The organism is Comamonas sp. 4034, from assembly GCF_050434545.1.
GTDB classification, from domain to species: domain Bacteria; phylum Pseudomonadota; class Gammaproteobacteria; order Burkholderiales; family Burkholderiaceae_C; genus Comamonas; species Comamonas odontotermitis.
Map to the genome: position 1 here is coordinate 24198 of NZ_JBNDIT010000006.1, position 19884 is coordinate 44081.

The following is a 19884-nucleotide window of genomic DNA, read 5'->3' on the forward strand; positions in this document are numbered from 1 at the left end:
TCTCAATACTTGCACGACATCCTTGCTCCCTCAAGGTCGGCTTTTTCTAGTGAACTTTGCCACCCCAGCGGTGGCATTTTTTTCGCTCACGCTGTAGCATTCCCTCAGGAGGAAGCGATGATTGAGCAAATTGATCCCTACATCAAATTGTTCCGTGAACGGGCTGAGCATCTCGACGCTGAAGGCGCTCCGCATGACCCAGACGAGCCACTGATACTTTTGGCAAGCCTCATGGGCAATGAGGAAGGCGCCCTCTCCGAGCATGCGATGAATGTACTCACAGAGATCGGTGGGCAGCTCTACCGCGAAGGCTTGCGACGAAGGCTGGATCGGCTGGCTGAGTAGCCTCCACGAGTAAGTCTTTGTGTAATCAGGATTTAGGGGATTAAAGAGAGTACTGTGGGTCTAGGCAATCCATCTCGATTCGCCGCAATAGACCGGAGGTCTATATGTTGATGCACCCCCTTCCTAATAGCAAGCTCAGCTTCTGGCAGCTTGTGAAGTCGATCTTCTCGACAAAAACTCCCGAGCCGCCTCCCAGCGTTGGGCAAGGCAAGACCCTCCCCAAAAAGGCTGAAGAAGCTGACCACAAGACCACTGTGTTCCCTCGCTTCGGTGAGTTCTAACCATAACTGAGGCATATATGACATTCACAGACAAAACAATTTTCAACATACGCTTAAGAACGCCTGTTCCCTTGAAGGATATTGATAGTCGCAATATCTCAGATGATGACTATGTGTTTCATCAACCATTCCGATCCGATGTTGAAGGACGCGAGGAAAATCCATTGAAAATTGTCAGGGAAAAGACGGCTCGACTTTTAAGACAAGCAGCGCGCCAAAAAGAGGCTGCTGCACGAACTGAGACCGGAGGTCTATATGTTCTCCCTACTTCTTTACAAGCGCCATCTTGAATTCTGGCGCGATCTCCAAGAGATCTTCCTCAGGCCCTTAGAGGAAGTCACCCTCACACCCAAAGCAGCTTCTCCAGCGACTCCCGCCTATGACTCAGAACCAGCAGAGCCGAAGGTTCCGGAGCAAAGGTAGCTGAAGCGGCAGGCCAGAAGCACAATCCATGAGAAGCCCCTTAGATCATCTATCTGCGCATATTCGCAATCTTCTTGCAGCTCATGGTGTTACAACCCTTGAACAGATTGCAGACATGTATCCTCACAAGCTACTGAGCATGCGCAGATTTGGATTCAAAGCACTGCGAAAGGTCGAGTGGCTTTTGCCAGACCAACCCTATTTCGCTCAGACATCTCCCATGAGACCATTGCGGTGCATGTGCGCCTATTGCAAGAGTGCAAAGTAACATGCTTCTGCCAACCGCCTTCGGGCGGTTTTTTGTTGTCCCAGCCACCACCAGGCATGAAAAAACCCGCCGAAGCGGGTTGTATTGTCTGTAAGTTTGATGGTTATGCCGCAGTATTGACTCTCGGCATAACTATTGGCGAACTTACATTAACGCTCTCAAAGACTTTCGAGTATCCACGCATCATGCAATCATATGCGTACATTGTGCGCAGTAGCCAGAGCTGTTGCCACAAAGCATCTTCAGGCTGTAGCAGCTCAATATTTAGACCAAGTCTGATAGCTTCTGACGCATCAATTACAGAACCGTGAGAATAATACTGATCTCGACTAGCCAGTCTCTGCACCAATGCATCAATATCACCCTCGTTCATAGCAGACAGCATGTTTGCTTTGAGCAACTGCGATGCCAACTTCTTTGTTTGCAAAACTGCAGCTTGGGCTGCCATCAAGACAAGAGCATCAATACCTTGCAGACGAATAATGAAATCGCATGGAGTTCCATTCAAGTGCGGATCGATAGGGCCCAGTTCCGAGTCTAGGCCCATCACAATGCTCCCACCACAAAACGTGATCACTGTGCCATTGCTCTTTGCCCTTCGAGGCACGATCACTCTGATGTCCTTGCCTGAACTTGTAATCACTGAGCATACTTTTTCTGTTGCATCAGTGAACCCTCCATTAGTCTCAATTAAGAGATCAATGAATTTAGATGTTGAAGCCCTCAGTAATTCCGAAAGATATATATCATCAGTCTGCTCAATCTGAGCATCAGATCGATCACAGTCCGAAAAATAAACCAAAAGGTCACGACCTGTGACCTTTTGAATATCAGATATGAGCAACTGTCTTAAATATCTATCTTTGTTCTGCACCCAAAACAAAGGAGACTGAGCAGGTTTTTTCGTACCGCGCGGAAATGATAGTTCTTCTGCCATATCTATTGAGCAATATACTATTAGGCCAATTCTGGCTCATTCCTGTCTTGTGGCACAACCTTTGGTTGCTCTTGCAGTTTACGGCGCTGCTGTTCCACCACACGCTTCAAAGACTCTTCAAGCCTTTCAGCCAATGGGTCTTGCGTGGGTCGTTCAACAAATACTGTTGTATTTGCTGGGCGTGAGGTCACACGTTGATTAAACAGACTTGCACCTGTCACGCCAAAGAGAAGATTTGAGTTCATCGTCATCATCTCCTTCACACTTCGATTTGAAGCATTGAGTTACCCTTGTCAGTTCAGACAATAGAAGAAGTCTATTGTTCTGGTTTGCCGCCTCTCGGCTAGTTTGTATCTTTGATGGTACCTGATTGCCGCGAAGTTTAATAGCAGAAAACCTTACGCTGCAACACTTCTGCAGCAATTTACACGAAATCAACCGAGAGCGTGAACCGTTACAATTACGTCAAAAAGGGATGAATCATGCGCCTGCTTACAGCCTCCGTAGTCCTGCTTTTAGCCACCCCAGCCATGGCCTCCAACTACGCCACCTGCGTGCTGGACAAGGCCTAGCGCTGATCCACCGCCCAGCCGCCCGGCACCTGCACGACCTTCTTGCGCTGGCGGAGGCCTGCCATCTCTGCGTCTAGTCTGCGAGAGTAGACCGGCTGCTCCGATTGGGCTGACTGTGTGGCGGCGTTTAGGGCTATGGCGGGGACGGCGTCGGAATTGATCATTTTTTGAGTTCCTGCGGTTCTGACTGCCCTTTCTTGCACCAAATCCGACAGCAACGCATTACGCGCAAGAGGGCGACTAAGTACTCCTGCAGCTGCGAGGGGGTGACCTGCAACGCCTGCCCCAAGTGCCGCCGTGATATCCAGCACGCTCAACTCCTTCGGTGCTTCTTTTAATGCCTGCATCGCCTTCGGGAATGCCTGCCCAGCCTCTGCAATAGTTCGCAGCTCCCCTGTCAGTGGCTTGTTTTGAGCAAGGTCTCGCGCCAGCTTTATGGCGTTCACTGCGCCAGTTTGCGGATTTAGAGCGCCTTGAACTGAATAAGTTTTGGCAATTGTCTGCCGTGCATCTCTGAAATTCTTCAAGATGTCTGCGCCTGACTCTCCAAGGCTGGAAAGATGCTTCTCTAGAGCGTCCTCTAGGGCTCCAGCTCCCATCTTGTACGCTTTGCCCGCCATGTTCTCGCCAGCGCGATACGAACGATCAGCGGCCTCGCGCATGTATCGAACCATGTTCAGCGCGTCTCCGGCATCGAACTGCCTTGCATTGAGCGCCTGGATGTCAGCAACAACACCGGGAACCTTGGCATTTGGGAAGGAAGCAGCCTGACTACGGAAAGGTGCAAGTGCCTTCTGCAGATCCAGTCGATATCTGTCAGTCGGCACCACCGTACCGGAAGTAGCCACAGGTTCGTATGCTTGCGCGGCGGTGCGGCGCAGTCCTTCAAGCGTATCAAGGTTGATGTTTACTTCTGGCTCAAGGCCCAACGCCCGCTTGGCCAATGCATTACTGACATTCTGGTTGCGCGAACTAGCCTCTTGCGCTGTTTTGATCTTTCCACTGAAAGCGGACATCAGTTCTGCCGTCTTTCCAGGAGATAAGTCGGCTGGTGGCAGCACATATCCCGCCTCGCGCGCCTGCTGAGCTGCTGCGGCGACTTGCGCTTTTTCCGGCAACACCACCTGCTTGCGACCAACAGCGAGTGGAGCCATTCCCCCAGCCAGTGCGGCCACCAGCTGAGCCCCCTCCCCGCCGCCGTTCTCGCGCGTAATGCCTGAGGCTGCTCCAGAAGCAGCACCGCTGGCGGTCTGCAGCATCGGGGCTTCCATCAACATGCCGCCCACGCCTTGGGCTACAGCACCCGCGCCCCGAGCTAGTGCAGCTCCTGCGCCGATACCAGTGGCGGCACCAGCCCCGCCCTCTACGATGTCCTGTGCTACGCGCTCGCTGGCAGTCTCTGGCTGCGGTAGACCAGCATGGGTCGCCAGATTGCCAACAGCTTGCTTCAGGGGTTGCAAGCGCGGGCCGTTGCCCTCGCCCATCACGGCGTCGGCTGCAGCGTTCAAAGGCTTGGCGATCAGGTTGTCTGTGACCATACCAGGAACGCTGGCCAGACCCTGCGCAAGACTGCGCACACCCAGGCCCATGCCACGGGTCACCTTGTCGCCCATGGACGCTTCCTCTGCAGGTGGAGCATTCCGAGGCTTCAGGCCAGCAAGCAGCTCCTCGTTCGACATCTTCGAATAGTCAGGGCCGGCGGCTGGAGGTGGAGCAGCCGAAACACTCTGAGCCGTCGCTGGTTGCTGGATCGATGGGGTAGGAGTCTGGGGTGTCGCAGGCCCGGAAGCAGGCGCAGGATTGCGAGGTGGCAGGGAGGCCAGCAGCTCATCGTTGCTCATTGAAGAGTAATCAGGTGCTGCCATCTCAATACCCCATTTCTTTCAGGCGTGCTGCAAATGCAGGATCACTTGCTGCGCGCCGCTGAATCTCGGTGATTTGGGCATTCTCGGTGTTGGCTGCTACCGCTGCATTCCCAGCCCCCACCACCTGACCAATACGCTGCTCAGAATTGGGCACTTCTGCTTTAATGCCAGCCGTTGCGATGGCTCGGTTCTTCAGCTTCTGGTCGATTACCTCAGGAGAGTCACCAGGCTGAGGAAAGTACTGCTGACGGGCATTCGCAAACTCACCATCGCTGATAGCAGCACCGGACTCGCGGCGCAGCACAGCGTTGATATAGTCCCGCTGACTCTGCTCGACCTTCTGCTGCTCAGCACTTTGTGTCCAGTTTGCAGCTGCACCCATACCGACGGCATCAGCTGCACGCTTGATTAACCCAGGCTGGGTCACGCCTTGATTCGCCAGATCCGATAGCGTCTTGTCGGCCTCCTGCATGCGGCTGCCGAACTGCAGCGCCTTGGACTGCACATCATTGAGCGGGGCTTGGCTTTTGTCCGCTGGGCCGCCAGGAATCGCCTCCAGCCCACCACTAGTGTTGAATCTGTAGCCTGCCGGCGCATTGGAGCGATTAGCAGCAGCCGCCCTCTCCTTGGCCGCTTCAATGGTGCCCAGGGCATCGATCATCGAGCGCTGAGTGCCGGTATCCGCGGCGATTCGCGCCTTCTCCAGCTCAGTCTGGTTGGCCTGCTGGCCCAGCATAGCCTGCACCAAAGAGCGCTGTTGATTGCCCTGCTGTTCCATTCCCTCCCGCTGCAGGCCTGCATTGACCTGGTTGGTAGCCATATCTAGGCGAGGCTGCTCTGCCCGGGCCGACAAATCCGCGCGGGCGGCATCCTGGAACGCCGCTTGGGCAAGTGATGGCCCATTGATCCGGCCACGGCGGGAATCAAATGCGCCACCATTGTTCGTGATCGAGCTGGCTGATACCTCCAGATTGCGCAGATTGTTGCGCGCTTCCCAGTCGTTACCGCTGTGAGCCACCTGGGGGGCGTTGAACTGCGGCACCTGTTGCTGTGGCTGGGTGTTGAAAGCCCGGTCTATCAGAGATTGGCCGGCCGGAGGCCTTGCAGCAGCAGGGGGAGTATCAAAAGCCCGTGCAACCAGCCCACCACCCATGCCAGGAGAGCCAGGACTTGCGCCATTTATAGAGACATCGCCACCCACATTGCCACCGCTGTAGGTGTTCGTGGACGGGTCGAAGCTGACCTTGTTGGATTGTGGAGTCCCCGCAAAGGCACGGCTCACCAGAGAATCCTGAACAGGTGCAGGCGCTTGTGGGTTTGCCACGCCGCTATTGGTAACGTTACGCTGCAGGGGGCCTGCTACAGGACTGGAGGCCGGAGTCGTAGCAGGGGCTGAGGGAGGCTTTGGAGGCGACGCCATTGCCACCTGCACCATCCCAGGCTTGGAGGCTGCCGCAGCATCTCCGAATGAGTTTGGCCTCGGCGCTCGATAGTCATCCATTGGGATTTGATCAATAAGACTCTGGCGTTGATCGTTCGTTGCCATTCCTGCACCTCTAATAGTTCAGATTGCAGTATCTACAGAGGAGGGATTTACGTCGAACCCTGTAGGGGGCACAATACTTCTGTTGGCGTAATGGGCGCCAGAAGTGCTAGTCATGTTGTGCAGCGTCAATGGCTGCTTGGAAAAGCAGTGGAAGTACGAGAGGTGGAGTTCGGAACCATCCCAGCATGACCGGCCGACACTAGCTCCCATTGGGAGCTTTTGTTTTCTACCCTTCGGTATACAATTAACTTGCCGTCTGAATAAAGTAAGTCGGAAGTGCTTAGAAGGTTGTGCAGTGTTAATGGCAGTTCGCAAGGACCGTGAAAGTACGAGAGGTGGAAATCGGTGCCACCCCCTCCCCTAAGCCCATCTAAAGCTCTCCCATGAGGGCTTTATTTGTTTTTGGCTTTATGCGATAATCAAACCGTCAGCGAAATGCCGCTGAAAGTGATGATCTGATTGTGCCCTGTCAATGTTGGTCTTTTTGACCAAAATGTACGAGAGGTGGAGTTCGGAACCACCCCCTTCAGAATTGTCCAGACAAAGCCCCTATTCAGGGGCTTTTGTCTTTCTGGCGGGAAGCCCCCTCGGCACGACTGTCACAACATCCAGTGATTCGCCGTTTGGCGCCATTGGCATGTGAGCGGTATATGACCTGCCTGTTACTGGATCGCGCAAGCCACTGTTGGACAATGCTGGTTTATGCGCTTTCGCTGCTGGATCAACCCAAACATTTGATCGTGGCTGCATAGCCTGTTCGGCAAAGCGGACTACCTCTTCTGGCGAAAAGCCATCTAGGTTCACCCGCCTGTCAAGCATGTGTGCGGTGGCTGCATCAGTCATCATTACATCGCGCGACTCGGTTGGTGGCGTACCAAGACGTTGCAAGGCTTTCTGTTGACCAGGCGTCACATCCCCCAGGCGATAGGTCCCGCTCCCTTTGCCCGCAGTCAGATCAGCCAACAAGCGAGCTTTCCCCTCTGGAGACATGGCCGCCATCATTGCGAGACTCTTGGGCAATGCCGCTGGTGTAGCAAGATTGGCCAACAACTCTGCGGCCGGCCGACGCTCAGTGGAGATTGCACCAACATCCTCCAGCTTCTGACCTATCCATTCCGAACCGGCTACTGGAGCAGGATGCTTGTAGCCCAAAGGCTCCATCGCCATCGCAGTCAGATCAACTGGCGCACCAGCCAGGGAAGCCAGGCTGCGCCCAGCGAGATCTCGAATGCCAGATGCGACTTGAGGCGAAGTGGCTTTGTCCACCTCATTGGCAAAAGCAGCATCGATCAGGGAGCGCGCAGACGCTCTGGGTGCTGCATTGCTCTGGCCAGCGCCAAACAGACGCGCAACAAGTCCATCCGGAGCGGGTGCTTGCGCCTGTGGCGAAGCATAGTTGTCGAAAGGAATGGAGTCGATGAGGCTGCGAGGTGGGTTGGTTGCCATGTGAACCTTACGCGATTGGTCCAGGCATCAATCCATCGCCCTGGCGCACCCAGGTTTCGTTACGGCCACTGGACTTGCTCCCAAACTCGGCTTCGAAGTTGGCCAGAGATACTGCGGCCTTCGATGGGTCGAAAATGTCAGAGTCAGTGCGGCCATACACCCTGTAGAGCATCCAGTTCACCAAAGCAGGATGCAGCTCTTGTCGTATCTCTGGCTTGTCGGTATCGGCGCGCATGGGTTTCAAAGGCAGCCGTTGCACTGTCAACTTGATAGTGCACTCCTGCGCAGGCCGTGGCCACAAATAGAGCTGCCCCGTGGAGACACCAGTAACCAAATGCGTTGGTCGATTCTGGGCGGATTGGAACTGCCAGCCCGGAAACAGGCAATCCATTTCATCGACGTGAATGGTGGTTAGCGGCTGACCATCTGCGAATGCTCGCAGAATCTGAATGGCAAGCGCGTTGAGGCCGATTGCTTCTGCACCAGCTGCAGCCTTGATCGTGCACCAGCTCGATGTCGAATCCCTCAAGAGTTGGCCACGTCGGCATGCCTCATCCTGGGCCTCATTGGCGTAGATGGTCAGCAGTTCGTCAGAGCACAGCACATCATCATCACAACCGCCAATGGAGTTCTTCCCGTCCTGGCCATCAGCCCGGTACAGCGCAATCAGCTCTTGGAGATTCATGGCAGTGCCTTAGCGCGCTTCCGCCAGTACGCCGGTCAACCAAGCACCGCCGTTGGGGTTGGGGTCGCTCAGGACGCTGAATGGGAAACGCAGGCTGTGCATGGAGCGCAGCTTGTTGAAACCCTGCTCTCCCAGGCGTTCATCCAAGGTCTGTGCAAAGTCGGTACGCTTCGAACGGGCCAGAACCTCCACGTACTTGCGCTTCACCTGGACGGGTTCACCTCGTGGAATGAACTGGTTGACGCCGTTCACGCCAACTTGGACAAGCAAAGGCTCATCGGCATTGTTGGGCGGATTGACCATGATGGTTACCCTCTCGTTCATGAACGCCTCCATATCGATGGCCTTCTTCGGCATGGGCTTGTCGACCACATCGATACCAGCATGGCCTCCGATCTCGCCTACGGTGCGAATTTCCTCTGCCCCCAGGAATTGCGAGTCTGCATCGATTTGTTTGCGTGTTGCCATTGTGCTTGTCCAGTCAATTGAAAATGCCCGGCACCCTCATGGAGCGCCGGGCGTGCCCATTACAGGGCGGAGACACCAGCCTCAATCAAGGCCATCCAGCCCTCATTGAGCAACGTGCACTGCATGTAGAACTTGGCGCCCACATAGCCGCGCTGGCCCAGGGGGTCGCTCTTGTCCTTCTGACCAGGCGGGATGTAGGTGGGATCCACCGCATCAGCACCGCGCAGAGCCAGTTGACCCCAGGCGTCCTCGCCAACCACAATGAACGGGTAAACGTCCACCTTGGTAGCGCCCATCAGGCCAGTAGTGCCGATGTCGGCACCCGCACCCAGATAGGGAGCCAGCTCAGGGCTGGTGATGAAGCGGAAGTTCTCGCAAGAACCCAGCTCTTGCGCATGGACCGGCTTGCGGCTGCCATAAGCGCTGACATGCACGAAGCCAGGCAAATCACGGATATCAGCTTCGGCATCCGAGTGCACGAACACCAGATAGCTGGCTTCCACCGGCTTGGTAGCGATATCCACGCTGGGGGCCAGAATGCCCGTCACACGCTTTGCATGGTTCGCCTGCAGGTTGCGGCTGACCTTGCGCAAGGTGTTCAGAGAAATTTTGCCGTCCACCGTGGCACGGCTGGAGCCAGCGCCACCGTAGAACACGTTGGTGCAAGACTTGATGACGCCATAGCGGATCATTTCACGCAGCAGGCCTACGCGCTCGCCGCACTGCTTTTTCATTTCAGCAGGTACGTCGTCCTCGTAGGTGTCCACCACCTGGTCGGTCAACTCATACAGGCAGCCGTACTGCTTGATGGTTGTGGTGATGTCCTGTGGCACCAGCGTGTCAGCCGCAGGCGTTACGCCTTCTGTCAACTCGTGGGCAACGGCATCCACCACCGGGCGGTTGCGTGTATTCCAGTCCGTGTTTGCCGCGCCAAAAGGCAAGTAGCGGCGATAAACGACCGTGCGGCCGTTGTTCTTGGGGATGGCGCGCTGAACACCAGTGATACCCAGCACTTCCACGCCAACAGCGTGCGCCAGGATCTCCCCCTTCAGTTTGCCAATTCGCTCCGCTGGAGCAGTCGTCTTGAATTGAGCCATGATTTAACTCCTTGTTGGGCTACTGCCCTAAAGTGCGTTTGAACGCAGCTTCCATTGCTTCCTGTTCTGTAGGCGCGGCTTGGGGACGCTGGGCAGAGCCTGTTGGAGTAACGGCACGCTGTAGTCGCTGTTGGCCCTTTGCCGCCTTTTCAGCGGCCTCCTGCTGGCCAGCAATCCACTTGTCGTATCCGTCCACCACAGAGGCCAGTGCTTCGGCGGTTTGTGCCGCCTGAAACGCCTGCCGTGTTTCATCCCCTTGCGCGGCCAGCCACGAACCAAATGGTTGCGACTGCACCTTTTCGCGCCACCCTGGTTGAGTGCGATCCATCACAGCGAGCTCGATGAACATCTGGTCTGGCTCGGCCTGCTCCACCGCTTGAACAGTGGCCACTGGTTCTTGCGGTGCAACTGGCGGGGCCGCCTGAGCCTGCGGCTGCTGCGACTTGATCAACGCTTGGATGCCTCGGTACACATCCGGGTAGTCCTGCTCAAGCTGCTTGATTTCAGGCAGATCCTCAACCGACACAACTGCCTGTTGAGATGCCTGAACCTGCGGCGCCGGAGGTTGTTGTTGCAGGCGGCCGATCAGCTCACCTACCCTTCCCTCAGCCTTACGCAGCCGCTGCTTGAGAGGCTCTACTTCCGATGCGCTTTCAACCAGGCGCTTTAGTTCACTGCGCTTGAAGCCTTCAAACAACTCGGGGTCGTCTTCTGTGGGAGGCTTCTCAACTGGCGTTTCACCAGTCTTTTCAGCTCCCTCAGCATCTGGCGCCTCAGGCTGTTGTTCAGGCTCCTGTGGCTCTGTTGGAACCTCTGGCTCTTGAGGAACCTCGGCTACCGGCGCAACCGGTGCGGGGGGCTCAAGACCACTGGCCTCAGCAAATCCACGTTCAAACGCTGCTAGCTCCTGTTGCTGCTCGTCCATGCGTCATGCACTCCTTAAATCCACTTCCACCAAGGTCAGTACGTTGGCCCAACGTTGGTGCTCAATTCCGGGTCTGGTTTATTGGCCAGAGCCAGTAGTGACTTAAAGGCTGCAATTCGCCCTCGCATCTCTGCAGTGGCTATTGCATCCAGCACAGGCGAATCGTTCTTCTCTCTCAGAATGGCAATTTGTCCCTCAGCGAACTGTTGAACTGCCCGCCAGGTCTGAGAGCTAATATCGACTGCCTGCTTCGTCATGGAAGCAGTTTCAATTTGGAGGGGATGCGCGTCCAACCCTACAGGGGGTTACAGCACACCATCAAGGCGTTGCGTCTCAATACCCTGCTTCATACCGATGTCTGGACTCACCGGGGTACCTGGATGCATAGGATCCGTGTTCTCCTGTGGCTCGATGGGTGGAATGGCCGAAGTGTCAGCCTCAGGGTAGATTGGCGCTACATCCTGGTCTTTGAACCCAACTGATCGAGCAAGGCCATCAGCAAGCCCTGCCGCTTGAGGCACTGCGGCAATGACTTGAGCGGTCTGGACTCCGCTGTAAAGCGTCTCCATGCCGACATTGGTAGCCTCTGCATCTGCTTTGCGAGCCAACGCCAACTCTTTGGTCTGCTGGGCCTCCAGTAGACCGGCCTTGGCCTCCAGAGTTGGATCAGGCGCTGGTTGCTGTGCTTGCATCGCATCTTCGTCCATCTGGAACTTCTTCGGATCCAGACGCTGCCCCTTGCATAGCTCGGCCGCCAGTTTGGCTGGATCGAGTTTGTAAAGCGGATTGGCAGCAGCTTGAAGCATGGACATCAGGAATTGCTGCTGCGCATCACGCTCTACCAGGGCAGATGACGCACGCACATCCACCTGAAAATCTCCCTTGATGCTCTCGTCATCGCTGTAGATCATCATCCAGTCGAAGTAGCGACGGATGTGTGGAGCAGTCATGTAGTCGTCAAACCGCTTGGCAAGGCGTCGCAGAACGCTGGTGGCGTTGTTGTTCTGCATCTGCATGCCGCCTAAGGTGTTGGGCGCATCGCCACGGATACCCTGCAGCATGGCGGGCATGCCGGTTGTGTCCTCGGCCATCTTGAGCGCGAAATTGATGATGTTCATCAGTTCGTTCTGCACGGATGGGACAACAAAGGCATTAAATGCGCCGCGCACATCCTGAACTGTGGCGTTTGCTTCTGCCCTCCACACCTTGCCTGGGCGAAGCGCATAGTTCCCATCAGCAGGTGTGATGTTGTTGCCTATGATGATCTGCGGCGCCGCCGACAGCCCGCCATTGTCCATCATGGCCCGGGCACTAGCATTGAGCATGCGCTGCGTGGTGCGGATCTGGCGACTGATGCCCATACCCCATGGCATGCCAGGGCGACGCTGCCAAGCCAAAACGTCATACGGGAACTCTCCATTCTCCTGGGGGCTCATGACACACTTGACCAGACGATCATTGATCAGGACTGCCATGGTTGGCACACGATCCTCTTCATCCTCTTCCAGATCAACACCGATGGCTGCCAGGTGCTCCTTTGCGCAGTAGCCGTAGAAGATCCACATCTCGTACTCATCATCGCCTGGGCGGTAGGTCGCCTCGGTGCCTTCACGCACGCGGCTTGGCCCTTCTTTGAGCGCTGCTTTCAGGGCAGTGGTGTCGTAGCTCTCATCAGCCAGCAATTCCTTGATCTGGCGCTTGCTGATGCACTCGCGCTCCCAGATATAACTGCCGTGGTGGATGTTCTCTCCACAGGAAGGGTCAGGGAAGAGATTCCATGGATCAATGCGCTTGCTTGCCGGCTGGATTTCGTCCACCTTGACCATGGCCGTCAAGCCAGTCACTGGGTCCTTCTGCGTCACCCGGACAGTGCGCATGACCGGGAATGGCCCTTTCAGTACACCGGAGCCAATGCGCGCCGAATCTTCAATGACCTGGCGCACCTCTCCATGCCAATTGGATTCAACCAACGGATCCTCAATTGCATCCTGCATCCTCAAGGCCGCTTCTTCAGCCTGGGCCTGCTGCGCCTCCAGCTGTGATTGCAACTGCTCGGGGCCCTCAGCGCCCATCTGTTGCGCAAGCGCAGTCAGTTTGATGGGTGAAATCTGCGGCAATGGCGTTGGCTTGATTTCCCAGCACCGATCATCGATTGGCAGCAGCATGTCCGATACTCGTGCGCTTGCTGCGTCCGTATAGCTTCGAGTGATGTTCAGGAAGATGACAGAGCGACCACCCTCATTCCTTTTCATGCTCTGGCCACTCAGGATTGCGGTCTTGCGGCTACGGTAGAGCTGGTTGGCATTCTGAAAGTCACGGTTGGCATCATCAATGCCCTGATAGTGCTCTTCATCCTCTGTCCACTCTTCCTCGATGCCAGCTCCTGCGCGCCCGGAGATGGCTTCTCGGCGCTTGGTCAGGAGCGTATTGAGGAAAGTGCGACCAATATCCGCTCCAGAATCTGGGCGGTCATGCTGCATGTCTGCCTGGTTGTTTTCTGTGATTGCTTGCATGTCAATATCCCATCTCTGGATCGTGTGCTACCCAGCTTGAATTGATTGCTATAGGGCGCTCTTGCTGGGCTCTGTACATGTGCTCGGCCGACATGGCGATATACCGGAATGCATCTGCCCCATGGCTGTACTCATCGTGCAGCGGCCCCATGGGCTCATTCGTTTTGCTGTTGACCGCACGCTGGTAACGTTTCAGGCATTCCAGCAGCCTGGCTGCCTTGCTCTTGTCGAAGTAGCATCGTGGGAAAAGCATGCGTGCAGACTTGATCCCCTCTTCCACACTGAGGGCCGGATTGCACTTAACTTGACGCCGGCCAAGCAGACGCAGCTTCTGCTCTGCGGTCTGTCCCGTCTGGAAGTTTCCAGCATTCCCGTCGTGCGGCAGATAGTCCCAGCCCCAGCGGTATGGGCGCTTGTCTAGTTGGGCGACATACCAATCCAATGTCCGGTGGCTGTCCTCTATGTAGTCGATGATCCGCACATCCTGCGCGCCGCCAATCTGGACCATTGCGATGGTCATAGAGTCATTCCAGCCCAAGTCCCAGACTGTGTGTACTGGCAGACGCGTGTCATATGGCACATTGCCAACACGCTGGTCCTGGTACAGCGCTTCAATCTCAAAGCGATAGATTGCCCCGGCAGATACCGTACGGGCCTTGCCCTCCCAGATATGCTCGTAGTCCTCCTTGAGCATGGAGCGCTTGGCCTTGAGGCGCTCTTCATTCAGGACATCTGGAAACCAGGGGTTGTCCCGCCAGTTGATGTCGCAAACCCAGGTGTCATCAGAGGGTGTGGCAATGAAACGCTGGTAGGTTTCATCCGTCTCCATGTCCGGATTCAGAGTCAGCCATATCTCACTGCCTTCCTTGCGGATCGTTGGCGTAAGCGTGTCCCAGGACTTCTTGCTCACCCCATGGGCTTCTTCCACCCAGACAAGATCCACCCCCTCAAAAGACTTGATGGAATCCACCGTGTGGCTCTGCAGGCCTGAAAACACGATCAGAGTGCCATTGGCACCCCGAATCTCAGTATCCAGCACTTCATAGAACGCTTGCAGGCCAAGCTTGATGATCTTGTCTTTGAGCAGCCGATGCACAGAGTCGCGCATGGACTTCTGTATTTCACGGGCACAGAGGATGCGCAATGGATTGCGAGCCCCCTTCTCCAGCAACACCTCAGCAACACCGTGCGACTTACCACCACCACGGCCGCCTTTCATCACTTTGTACCGGCAAGGCTTGTACAGCCCCGACAGCTTGGCAGGGATTTGCACGTTGATGGCCAGGGGGGCACTCATTCCTGGTCACCCTCATTCCTGGCAGGTGCCTGTACAAACGTAACGGTGGATTGAACCTGCATCGCACCACCACCTGGGCCGCTGTGTTCCTGTTCAAACTTGTCGCGCCACAGATCCGGACGGCGATTCTTCAACCAAAAGATGGCAGCTGTCGTATCTGGCGGGTAATGCTTGATTGTTGGCGTAATGACGATCTCGCCATTGACGCTTTTAATATCGTTCTCGGGATGCTCATAACCAGTTGCTCGGTGGAACAGCTTGCTTGCCACCTCTGCATCAGCTCTAGTCTTCCCCTTTTTTATGGACTCAAAGAAATCTGGGTGAACCTTCTTCCAAGTGTTTACTGTCTGCTCTGTGACCTCGAAAGCCTCAGCTAGATCTTTGTCGGTCGCACCCAGCTTGGCCAGCTTGAGAGCCCAATCCGAATACTCCTCACGATAGGCAGTTGGTCTACCTAAAGGCGCAGCAACGCCTGCCGCCTTCTTCTTGACCGCAGGCTTAGCTTTAGAGTTCTTGGTGGTTGCAGGCCTTGCGCCTTGCTTTGGTGTTGCCATTCCCTGAGTGTTCAGGGAAGGCTACTTGGTGTCGAACCCTACGAGGGGGCTAATCTTTCTTGCTCAAGTGATGAGCATTTAGTAGTTCTTTCATCTCATTCAAATATGCATCTCTCTCAGCCTCTAATGTTTTCTTTTCATGCCTTAGCGTAGAAATCTTAGCAATTAAATTATCACGCTTTATACCTTCTGCTGCACTTGACGAAAACTCTGAAGGCTTCTCTATCTCATAAAGTGTTATGGAATTGTCTAAACGATCGATAGCCATAGATGCCGCGTTTGCCAATGCCGTAACCGCCGCCAACCTTACTGACTCTCTACCATTCCAAACCAACAAATTCTGTGCTTCGGTAGCTTTCGCGAGCTCATCCCTAGTATTGACGAGTTCTTGCTTTTGTATCTTCACAGACTCGGTAAGCCAGAAGAATGCCGCAAAGGCAACTATCGGATTCATCAGCCCGCCCAAGAAATCCCCAAAAGCCCCCCATTTGTCAGAATCAGTTGCAGGATTTTGTCCAAGGATTAAACCAAAGTAGATCAGATATGCCCCAACAAGGCACACTGCTATTCCTGCAACCCATTTCTTCCATGAGAGCACTCTAGCCTCCAACTCCCGCAATTGTTCTGAGTTGCTTTGTTGAGCCAATTTTTCACCTACTTCCATCACCAACTCCATAAATGTGAAGCGCAGAACTATAGTTTGGATCGCTTGCGCCTAAATTACAGAGACAGCTTATAAGTCTGAAAAGCCTAGACCTCACATCTCAATTGCCATCTGCCGCCCATCCGCCTCCAGCATCTCCTTGAGCCCCGCAACTTGACGCTTGAGTTTTTCCACCTGGTCAGCCAGGCGTACTGTCAGGTGCGTATGCTCCACCACGGCGGCCTGGGCGGCTGATCCAGCGGCAAGAGGAGCCAGCATGCGCCACTCTCCTGGGGTGAGCGACATCACTTGGTCGCCCTTCTCGATCTTGGCGTATCCCCGGGGGAGGATGGTTACGCTCACCGCCTCGGACTGCTCAGGCACCTCGGCCGGCTCATAAAGGCCGCGCTCAATGCTGATGATCTTGTCCTCTCGCTTGAGGGATTTCAGGGCTTCATCGACCGTCACGGTCTTCAGCCCTGTTTGGCGCACCAAGGCATCCCGAGTGATTGGGGCGCCGAGGTCGTAGAGTTCCCAGACTGCTTCACAGACGCGGGCCTTGGCGGTTCGCTCCTGGGCGGGGGTCAGCTTTTCGGTCATAGGGCCTCCTTTTCCTGTTGAATCTCTGTCTCGGGGCTTGGCCACTTGGGAAGATCCTTGGGCCATTTCCCTTGCATCTCGATCTTTCTGCGGGTGTCTGCGCCCCAGGCTTCGGCCACGATGGCGGCAGCAATCCTGGGGTAAAGCTCGTACTGGTCAAATTTTGGGTGGCACCCCTTCACCCCTGGCCTGTCACAGCACAGCGGGAAGCAGGTGCGGTCATCAGTCTTGAGGCCTGCCCCCTTTCCATGATTGGCATGCGCTGCTTGGCTGTATCCAACAATCTTGCAGGCGCAGCATGGAAGGCTCGCCACCAGTCGGCGGTAGCCCTCATGGCGCAGAAACTCACCCTTTGACACTGGGATAGCTGCAGCAGACGCCAGTGCGTAGTTCGGCGCAGCAGGCAGAGGTCGGCACACAGGCTTTGGGGCAATCTGCCGCTCCAGGCGCTTGAAGCCACTGCGCCTCATCGTGCGCCCTCCAGAAGTCGTCGGGCCTCACCCAGCTTTTGATGGACCACCAGCACACTCACCTTGTTGGCATGTGCAAGCGACTCAACACTGACGCCGCGGCCACGCTCCAGATGAAGATTCATCAAGCGCATCGGCGTCCAGTGGCAGAACTTGCCTTTTTCTACCCGGTGCAAATACCCTCTGTAGACGCACTGCACCCATTTCTGGCTCATCTTGTATTCATCGGCGATCTGTCTCCAAGTCATCCGACGAGCAACACAGCCGGCCAGGTCGTAGAGTTGGGCATCGGTCCATTGCTTGCGGCTCATTTCCGTGCGTCCTCCAGAGCCTGCCATGTGAGTTGAACCATAGCTTTGATTTCGCTATAGATTCTGGTGAACTCTTGTTCATTCCTCCAACGGCAGTTTTCCTCCCATTGTTGGTAGGAGAACTGAGGCGTCGGGCCAATTCCAAACCCTACGCCTCCAAGACATAACCAATAGCCATGCTTGAGGGAAAGCCTTGGCTTCATCGCACCACCCTCCCCTCTGCCCGATTGCTTGCTTCCTGAGAACGCCAGATTTCCACCTGCAGCTCAGCTGCCTTCATCTTCCAGCGGAACAGTTCCTCAGCCTCTACAGCCGATTCCAAGCCGTTCAGCAGCTCGATGTACTCGGGGTGGCTGTAGGCGTAGGCTTCACGGTCGGCCACGGTCTTGCCCTCGGCCTGCTGCATGAGGATGGCCTTCTTGGATTTGCGGAACTCTTCCAGCTGGACACGCTTGGCCTTGGCTGCCGCGTATCGGGGTGCAGTCTGGAGCAAGTAGTCAACCGCAACTTGAGGATCAATTGGTTCGGACATGGCGCACCTCCACTTTCACCATTCCGCCGATCTGGTCGGCCTTGTCGATACCCAGTTTCCAATTCTTGTCATCTACTCCAAGCACATCAGCCAAGCCATCAAGGCCAGACTTCATGCGCGCCAGGGCGTTATCCAGATCAAAGGCGCGGCGGCTCGGCGGATAGAACAGCAGATCAATGTGCAATTTCTGCACTTTGGTACGGCTGACTCCCTGAGCCCGCGCCTGCAAAGCGCACTCTGCGCGGTACGCCTTCTTGGCCTTTGCCACCACTGCCCAATGCAGGCGAGCATTAGGGCTCAGCGCCTTTGGCGGCCATGGCAGCGTCAGGGCAGCGATCAATCCAGAGGCTTGACCTCCTCCGACGATGGCTTGAACCCTTTGGCCTTGAGTTGCTCCCGCACAGCCTCCCTCATCCCGGACCAGGCACCCGCCGCATCCTGGTCGGCTTCCAGCTTGGCAGCCTGCGCCCTGCTGTAGTGCCACCACCCCGGCGTCATTGCCAACGTCACCAGCCAGTCCCGTGTTCTTTGAAATTCGCTGCATTGCTCCCCCCTCATGCGGCCTTGCGCTCAATAAGTTGCGTGAAGATCCCGTTCGCCGCGTACTCCCGGCGATTTCGACCCGACCGGATTCCTTGCGCTGCAGCTTTGGTGATCCCGAAGTGGTCAGCGGCCTGCTGATTTGTTCCAATGAATGCACGCAACCCACGCACCATCTCGTCTGTGATGTGCGAACGCTTCTTTCTGCCAATCGACTGGCGCATGCGGTGCAGAAGAGTCATCTTCTTGCCCTTCTGGGAATGGCCTCGCTTTACCTTCTTGATGTGCCCGAACGCCACACATGCGGGGTCTTCACACTTGGGAAGCAACACATCGCTGTTTGTCAACGACTTGCCTGTGGTCGTCTCCCAGATCAACCTGCGCACCGATGTCTTGGGCTTGCCACCTGGGACATACACCAGCGGCCCCTGACGGCCATTTGTTGATCCAGCCCACAACTCGCAGCCGGTTTCGTTGTCAATGCGGCACTTGCCAAGGAGGTACGCGAGAAGCTCATCAGCAGACATTTGCCAATCTGGCAGTGCGTAGCCAGTCCATTCACCGACATGCAGCCTTTTGATGCGGCCTTCTGCCTCCAGCTGCTTGAGCACAGGTGCAATGTTCTTGCGCCAGTTGAAGCTTGCGGTGTCGCCCAGGCTTTGGGCCAGTACCAGCCCCTTGCTGACGAGTTCCATGATTTGCTCTTTGGTCATGCCTCTACCCCCTTGATGCGGGCAAAGCGGTACTTGCCAACCGCGTTTTTTTCCAGATAGCCAAACCGCACCAGCGCATTGACATGCCACTGCATCGCGTTGGGCGTCATGCCAAAGCGCTTTGCAGAGACATTGATGGGAGGCAACTGATCGTTTTCAGTGAAGAACTCACGCATGAATGCCAAGATGCCAAGCTGGTCAGGAGTGGCGACAGTAGCCGGCGTTCTCCCGCCCTTTCGCAGCACCTCGGTCTTGCCGGTACCACGAATGGCAGCGGCCAGCGCATTTGCTTCCTTCATGTAGGTCACTGCCATGCCATCCGCCCTTCCATACCCAGGGCTAGGCGTGCTTCGCGCTGGCTGTACCCACTGACCGACTTGTCGTTACGCTCAACGCGCCACAAAATGCGACGCGCCCAGTCTTTGCCGTCGTTCTTGGGCTGCAGGTCAACCTTGATGGGTTCTAGCTTTGGCGCAGGAAGGGCCTTGATCCCCTGCTCTTGCGCATAGGTCTTGCGGGGAGTCAGTGCTTCACACACAGCTTCGAACTGCGGCAGATTGGGCGGAAACTCAGGGTGCTCTCGTGTCAGCTTCTTGGCTGCGGCCTCAATGGTCGCGGCGGGAAACTTGCTCAATGCAGCATCCCAAACTTTCATGGTCGAACGAATCCCGAGATCCCGCCCCTCCGAATCGGTCACCCCAGTGGCGAACTTTGAGAGGAACAAGGAGCCATAGGAGCCTTGCAAGGTCACGAACAGGAGTTTCACCGTGCCGCCAACCTGACGCTCTGCAGCTGGATTGCTTTGCTGTGCTGCGCGCACAACGGCGCCTTCGAATTCAACAACGTTGTGCAT

Annotated in this window: 24 protein-coding genes; 2 read left to right on the plus strand and 22 right to left on the minus strand. The window is 55.8% G+C overall.

Translation table 11 applies throughout. The annotated features are described in order from the left end of the window. Positions 1-117: 117 nt before the first annotated feature. Both ABIE32_RS08145 and ABIE32_RS08150 read left to right on the plus strand, forming a co-directional pair. Positions 118-345: a hypothetical protein gene (locus ABIE32_RS08145; RefSeq protein WP_429015196.1), complete on the plus strand. Its 228-nt coding sequence runs from the start codon at positions 118-120 to the stop codon at positions 343-345. 298 nt (positions 346-643) lie between these two features. Continuing rightward, positions 644-916, plus strand: a complete 273-nt coding sequence (locus ABIE32_RS08150; protein ID WP_429015198.1) for a hypothetical protein — start codon at positions 644-646, stop codon at positions 914-916. Positions 917-1420: 504 nt separating this feature from the next. On the opposite strand, the gene ABIE32_RS08155 is transcribed toward ABIE32_RS08150, so the two are convergent. The 22 genes from ABIE32_RS08155 to ABIE32_RS08260 form a co-directional block, all read right to left on the minus strand. Then, entirely contained in the window at positions 1421-2254 is an 834-nt protein-coding gene (locus ABIE32_RS08155) for an SDH family Clp fold serine proteinase (protein WP_429015200.1), read from the minus strand. A gap of 20 nt (positions 2255-2274) precedes the next feature. Next, complete coding sequence (locus ABIE32_RS08160) at positions 2275-2508, minus strand: hypothetical protein (protein WP_429015202.1); 234 nt, start codon at positions 2506-2508, stop codon at positions 2275-2277. 314 nt (positions 2509-2822) lie between these two features. Continuing rightward, a complete protein-coding gene (locus ABIE32_RS08165; protein WP_395026285.1) occupies positions 2823-4439 on the minus strand; it encodes a hypothetical protein in 1617 nt (538 codons plus the stop codon). A 253-nt stretch (positions 4440-4692) separates the two neighbouring features. Further along, positions 4693-6237, minus strand: coding sequence for a hypothetical protein (locus tag ABIE32_RS08170; RefSeq protein WP_429015204.1), 1545 nt, complete (start codon positions 6235-6237; stop codon positions 4693-4695). A 549-nt stretch (positions 6238-6786) separates the two neighbouring features. Beyond that, complete coding sequence (locus ABIE32_RS08175; RefSeq protein ID WP_395026287.1) at positions 6787-7683, minus strand: hypothetical protein; 897 nt, start codon at positions 7681-7683, stop codon at positions 6787-6789. Positions 7684-7690: 7 nt separating this feature from the next. Further along, positions 7691-8368, minus strand: coding sequence for a DUF6682 family protein (locus ABIE32_RS08180; protein WP_395026289.1), 678 nt, complete (start codon positions 8366-8368; stop codon positions 7691-7693). Positions 8369-8377: 9 nt separating this feature from the next. Next, the gene (locus ABIE32_RS08185) at positions 8378-8836 is read right to left on the minus strand and encodes a hypothetical protein (RefSeq protein WP_395026290.1); all 459 of its coding nucleotides are present in this window, start codon (positions 8834-8836) and stop codon (positions 8378-8380) included. Positions 8837-8895: 59 nt separating this feature from the next. Beyond that, the gene (locus ABIE32_RS08190) at positions 8896-9933 is read right to left on the minus strand and encodes a N4-gp56 family major capsid protein (protein ID WP_429015206.1); all 1038 of its coding nucleotides are present in this window, start codon (positions 9931-9933) and stop codon (positions 8896-8898) included. A 19-nt stretch (positions 9934-9952) separates the two neighbouring features. Beyond that, positions 9953-10858, minus strand: coding sequence for a hypothetical protein (locus ABIE32_RS08195; protein WP_429015208.1), 906 nt, complete (start codon positions 10856-10858; stop codon positions 9953-9955). Between the two features lie 35 nt (positions 10859-10893). After that, entirely contained in the window at positions 10894-11115 is a 222-nt protein-coding gene (locus ABIE32_RS08200; RefSeq protein ID WP_224149149.1) for a hypothetical protein, read from the minus strand. 48 nt (positions 11116-11163) lie between these two features. Then, the gene (locus ABIE32_RS08205; RefSeq protein ID WP_429015210.1) at positions 11164-13371 is read right to left on the minus strand and encodes a portal protein; all 2208 of its coding nucleotides are present in this window, start codon (positions 13369-13371) and stop codon (positions 11164-11166) included. 1 nt (position 13372) lies between these two features. Next, a complete protein-coding gene (locus tag ABIE32_RS08210; RefSeq protein WP_395026297.1) occupies positions 13373-14668 on the minus strand; it encodes a PBSX family phage terminase large subunit in 1296 nt (431 codons plus the stop codon). Continuing rightward, on the minus strand, positions 14665-15222 hold the full coding sequence (locus ABIE32_RS08215; RefSeq protein ID WP_395026298.1) for a helix-turn-helix domain-containing protein: 558 nt from the start codon (positions 15220-15222) through the stop codon (positions 14665-14667). Before ABIE32_RS08215 ends, ABIE32_RS08210 begins: the two co-directional genes overlap by 4 nt. A gap of 49 nt (positions 15223-15271) precedes the next feature. Beyond that, on the minus strand, positions 15272-15886 hold the full coding sequence (locus ABIE32_RS08220) for a hypothetical protein (protein ID WP_395026300.1): 615 nt from the start codon (positions 15884-15886) through the stop codon (positions 15272-15274). Between the two features lie 93 nt (positions 15887-15979). Beyond that, positions 15980-16465, minus strand: coding sequence for a hypothetical protein (locus ABIE32_RS08225; protein ID WP_395026301.1), 486 nt, complete (start codon positions 16463-16465; stop codon positions 15980-15982). A 466-nt stretch (positions 16466-16931) separates the two neighbouring features. Next, complete coding sequence (locus ABIE32_RS08230) at positions 16932-17246, minus strand: hypothetical protein (RefSeq protein ID WP_395026302.1); 315 nt, start codon at positions 17244-17246, stop codon at positions 16932-16934. 199 nt (positions 17247-17445) lie between these two features. Next, complete coding sequence (locus ABIE32_RS08235; protein WP_224149157.1) at positions 17446-17778, minus strand: hypothetical protein; 333 nt, start codon at positions 17776-17778, stop codon at positions 17446-17448. Then, a complete protein-coding gene (locus ABIE32_RS08240) occupies positions 17762-18118 on the minus strand; it encodes an endonuclease (RefSeq protein ID WP_395026303.1) in 357 nt (118 codons plus the stop codon). The genes ABIE32_RS08235 and ABIE32_RS08240 overlap by 17 nt, the downstream gene beginning before the upstream one ends. Continuing rightward, complete coding sequence (locus tag ABIE32_RS08245) at positions 18115-18288, minus strand: hypothetical protein (protein ID WP_395026306.1); 174 nt, start codon at positions 18286-18288, stop codon at positions 18115-18117. The genes ABIE32_RS08240 and ABIE32_RS08245 overlap by 4 nt, the downstream gene beginning before the upstream one ends. Before the next feature lie 44 nt (positions 18289-18332). Then, the gene (locus ABIE32_RS08250; RefSeq protein ID WP_395026307.1) at positions 18333-19031 is read right to left on the minus strand and encodes a hypothetical protein; all 699 of its coding nucleotides are present in this window, start codon (positions 19029-19031) and stop codon (positions 18333-18335) included. Then, the gene (locus ABIE32_RS08255) at positions 19028-19345 is read right to left on the minus strand and encodes a hypothetical protein (RefSeq protein WP_224149161.1); all 318 of its coding nucleotides are present in this window, start codon (positions 19343-19345) and stop codon (positions 19028-19030) included. The genes ABIE32_RS08250 and ABIE32_RS08255 overlap by 4 nt, the downstream gene beginning before the upstream one ends. After that, a complete protein-coding gene (locus ABIE32_RS08260) occupies positions 19336-19884 on the minus strand; it encodes a hypothetical protein (protein WP_395026309.1) in 549 nt (182 codons plus the stop codon). Before ABIE32_RS08260 ends, ABIE32_RS08255 begins: the two co-directional genes overlap by 10 nt.

Bases quoted from the DNA above. Each gene is read 5' to 3' on its own strand.
- ABIE32_RS08180 (WP_395026289.1), bottom strand. From the start codon at position 8,368: ATGAATCTCCAAGAGCTGATTGCGCTGTACCGGGCTGATGGCCAGGAC.
- ABIE32_RS08155 (WP_429015200.1), bottom strand. From the start codon at position 2,254: ATGGCAGAAGAACTATCATTTCCGCGCGGTACGAAAAAACCTGCTCAG.
- ABIE32_RS08210 (WP_395026297.1), bottom strand. From the start codon at position 14,668: ATGAGTGCCCCCCTGGCCATCAACGTGCAAATCCCTGCCAAGCTGTCG.
- ABIE32_RS08255 (WP_224149161.1), bottom strand. From the start codon at position 19,345: ATGGCAGTGACCTACATGAAGGAAGCAAATGCGCTGGCCGCTGCCATT.
- ABIE32_RS08250 (WP_395026307.1), bottom strand. From the start codon at position 19,031: ATGACCAAAGAGCAAATCATGGAACTCGTCAGCAAGGGGCTGGTACTG.
- ABIE32_RS08170 (WP_429015204.1), bottom strand. From the start codon at position 6,237: ATGGCAACGAACGATCAACGCCAGAGTCTTATTGATCAAATCCCAATG.
- ABIE32_RS08215 (WP_395026298.1), bottom strand. From the start codon at position 15,222: ATGGCAACACCAAAGCAAGGCGCAAGGCCTGCAACCACCAAGAACTCT.
- ABIE32_RS08220 (WP_395026300.1), bottom strand. From the start codon at position 15,886: ATGGAAGTAGGTGAAAAATTGGCTCAACAAAGCAACTCAGAACAATTG.
- ABIE32_RS08190 (WP_429015206.1), bottom strand. From the start codon at position 9,933: ATGGCTCAATTCAAGACGACTGCTCCAGCGGAGCGAATTGGCAAACTG.
- ABIE32_RS08195 (WP_429015208.1), bottom strand. From the start codon at position 10,858: ATGGACGAGCAGCAACAGGAGCTAGCAGCGTTTGAACGTGGATTTGCT.
- ABIE32_RS08235 (WP_224149157.1), bottom strand. From the start codon at position 17,778: ATGTCCGAACCAATTGATCCTCAAGTTGCGGTTGACTACTTGCTCCAG.
- ABIE32_RS08160 (WP_429015202.1), bottom strand. From the start codon at position 2,508: ATGATGACGATGAACTCAAATCTTCTCTTTGGCGTGACAGGTGCAAGT.
- ABIE32_RS08200 (WP_224149149.1), bottom strand. From the start codon at position 11,115: ATGACGAAGCAGGCAGTCGATATTAGCTCTCAGACCTGGCGGGCAGTT.
- ABIE32_RS08175 (WP_395026287.1), bottom strand. From the start codon at position 7,683: ATGGCAACCAACCCACCTCGCAGCCTCATCGACTCCATTCCTTTCGAC.
- ABIE32_RS08145 (WP_429015196.1), top strand. From the start codon at position 118: ATGATTGAGCAAATTGATCCCTACATCAAATTGTTCCGTGAACGGGCT.
- ABIE32_RS08230 (WP_395026302.1), bottom strand. From the start codon at position 17,246: ATGAGCCGCAAGCAATGGACCGATGCCCAACTCTACGACCTGGCCGGC.
- ABIE32_RS08260 (WP_395026309.1), bottom strand. From the start codon at position 19,884: ATGCACAACGTTGTTGAATTCGAAGGCGCCGTTGTGCGCGCAGCACAG.
- ABIE32_RS08205 (WP_429015210.1), bottom strand. From the start codon at position 13,371: ATGCAAGCAATCACAGAAAACAACCAGGCAGACATGCAGCATGACCGC.
- ABIE32_RS08150 (WP_429015198.1), top strand. From the start codon at position 644: ATGACATTCACAGACAAAACAATTTTCAACATACGCTTAAGAACGCCT.
- ABIE32_RS08165 (WP_395026285.1), bottom strand. From the start codon at position 4,439: ATGGGCGACAAGGTGACCCGTGGCATGGGCCTGGGTGTGCGCAGTCTT.
- ABIE32_RS08225 (WP_395026301.1), bottom strand. From the start codon at position 16,465: ATGACCGAAAAGCTGACCCCCGCCCAGGAGCGAACCGCCAAGGCCCGC.
- ABIE32_RS08185 (WP_395026290.1), bottom strand. From the start codon at position 8,836: ATGGCAACACGCAAACAAATCGATGCAGACTCGCAATTCCTGGGGGCA.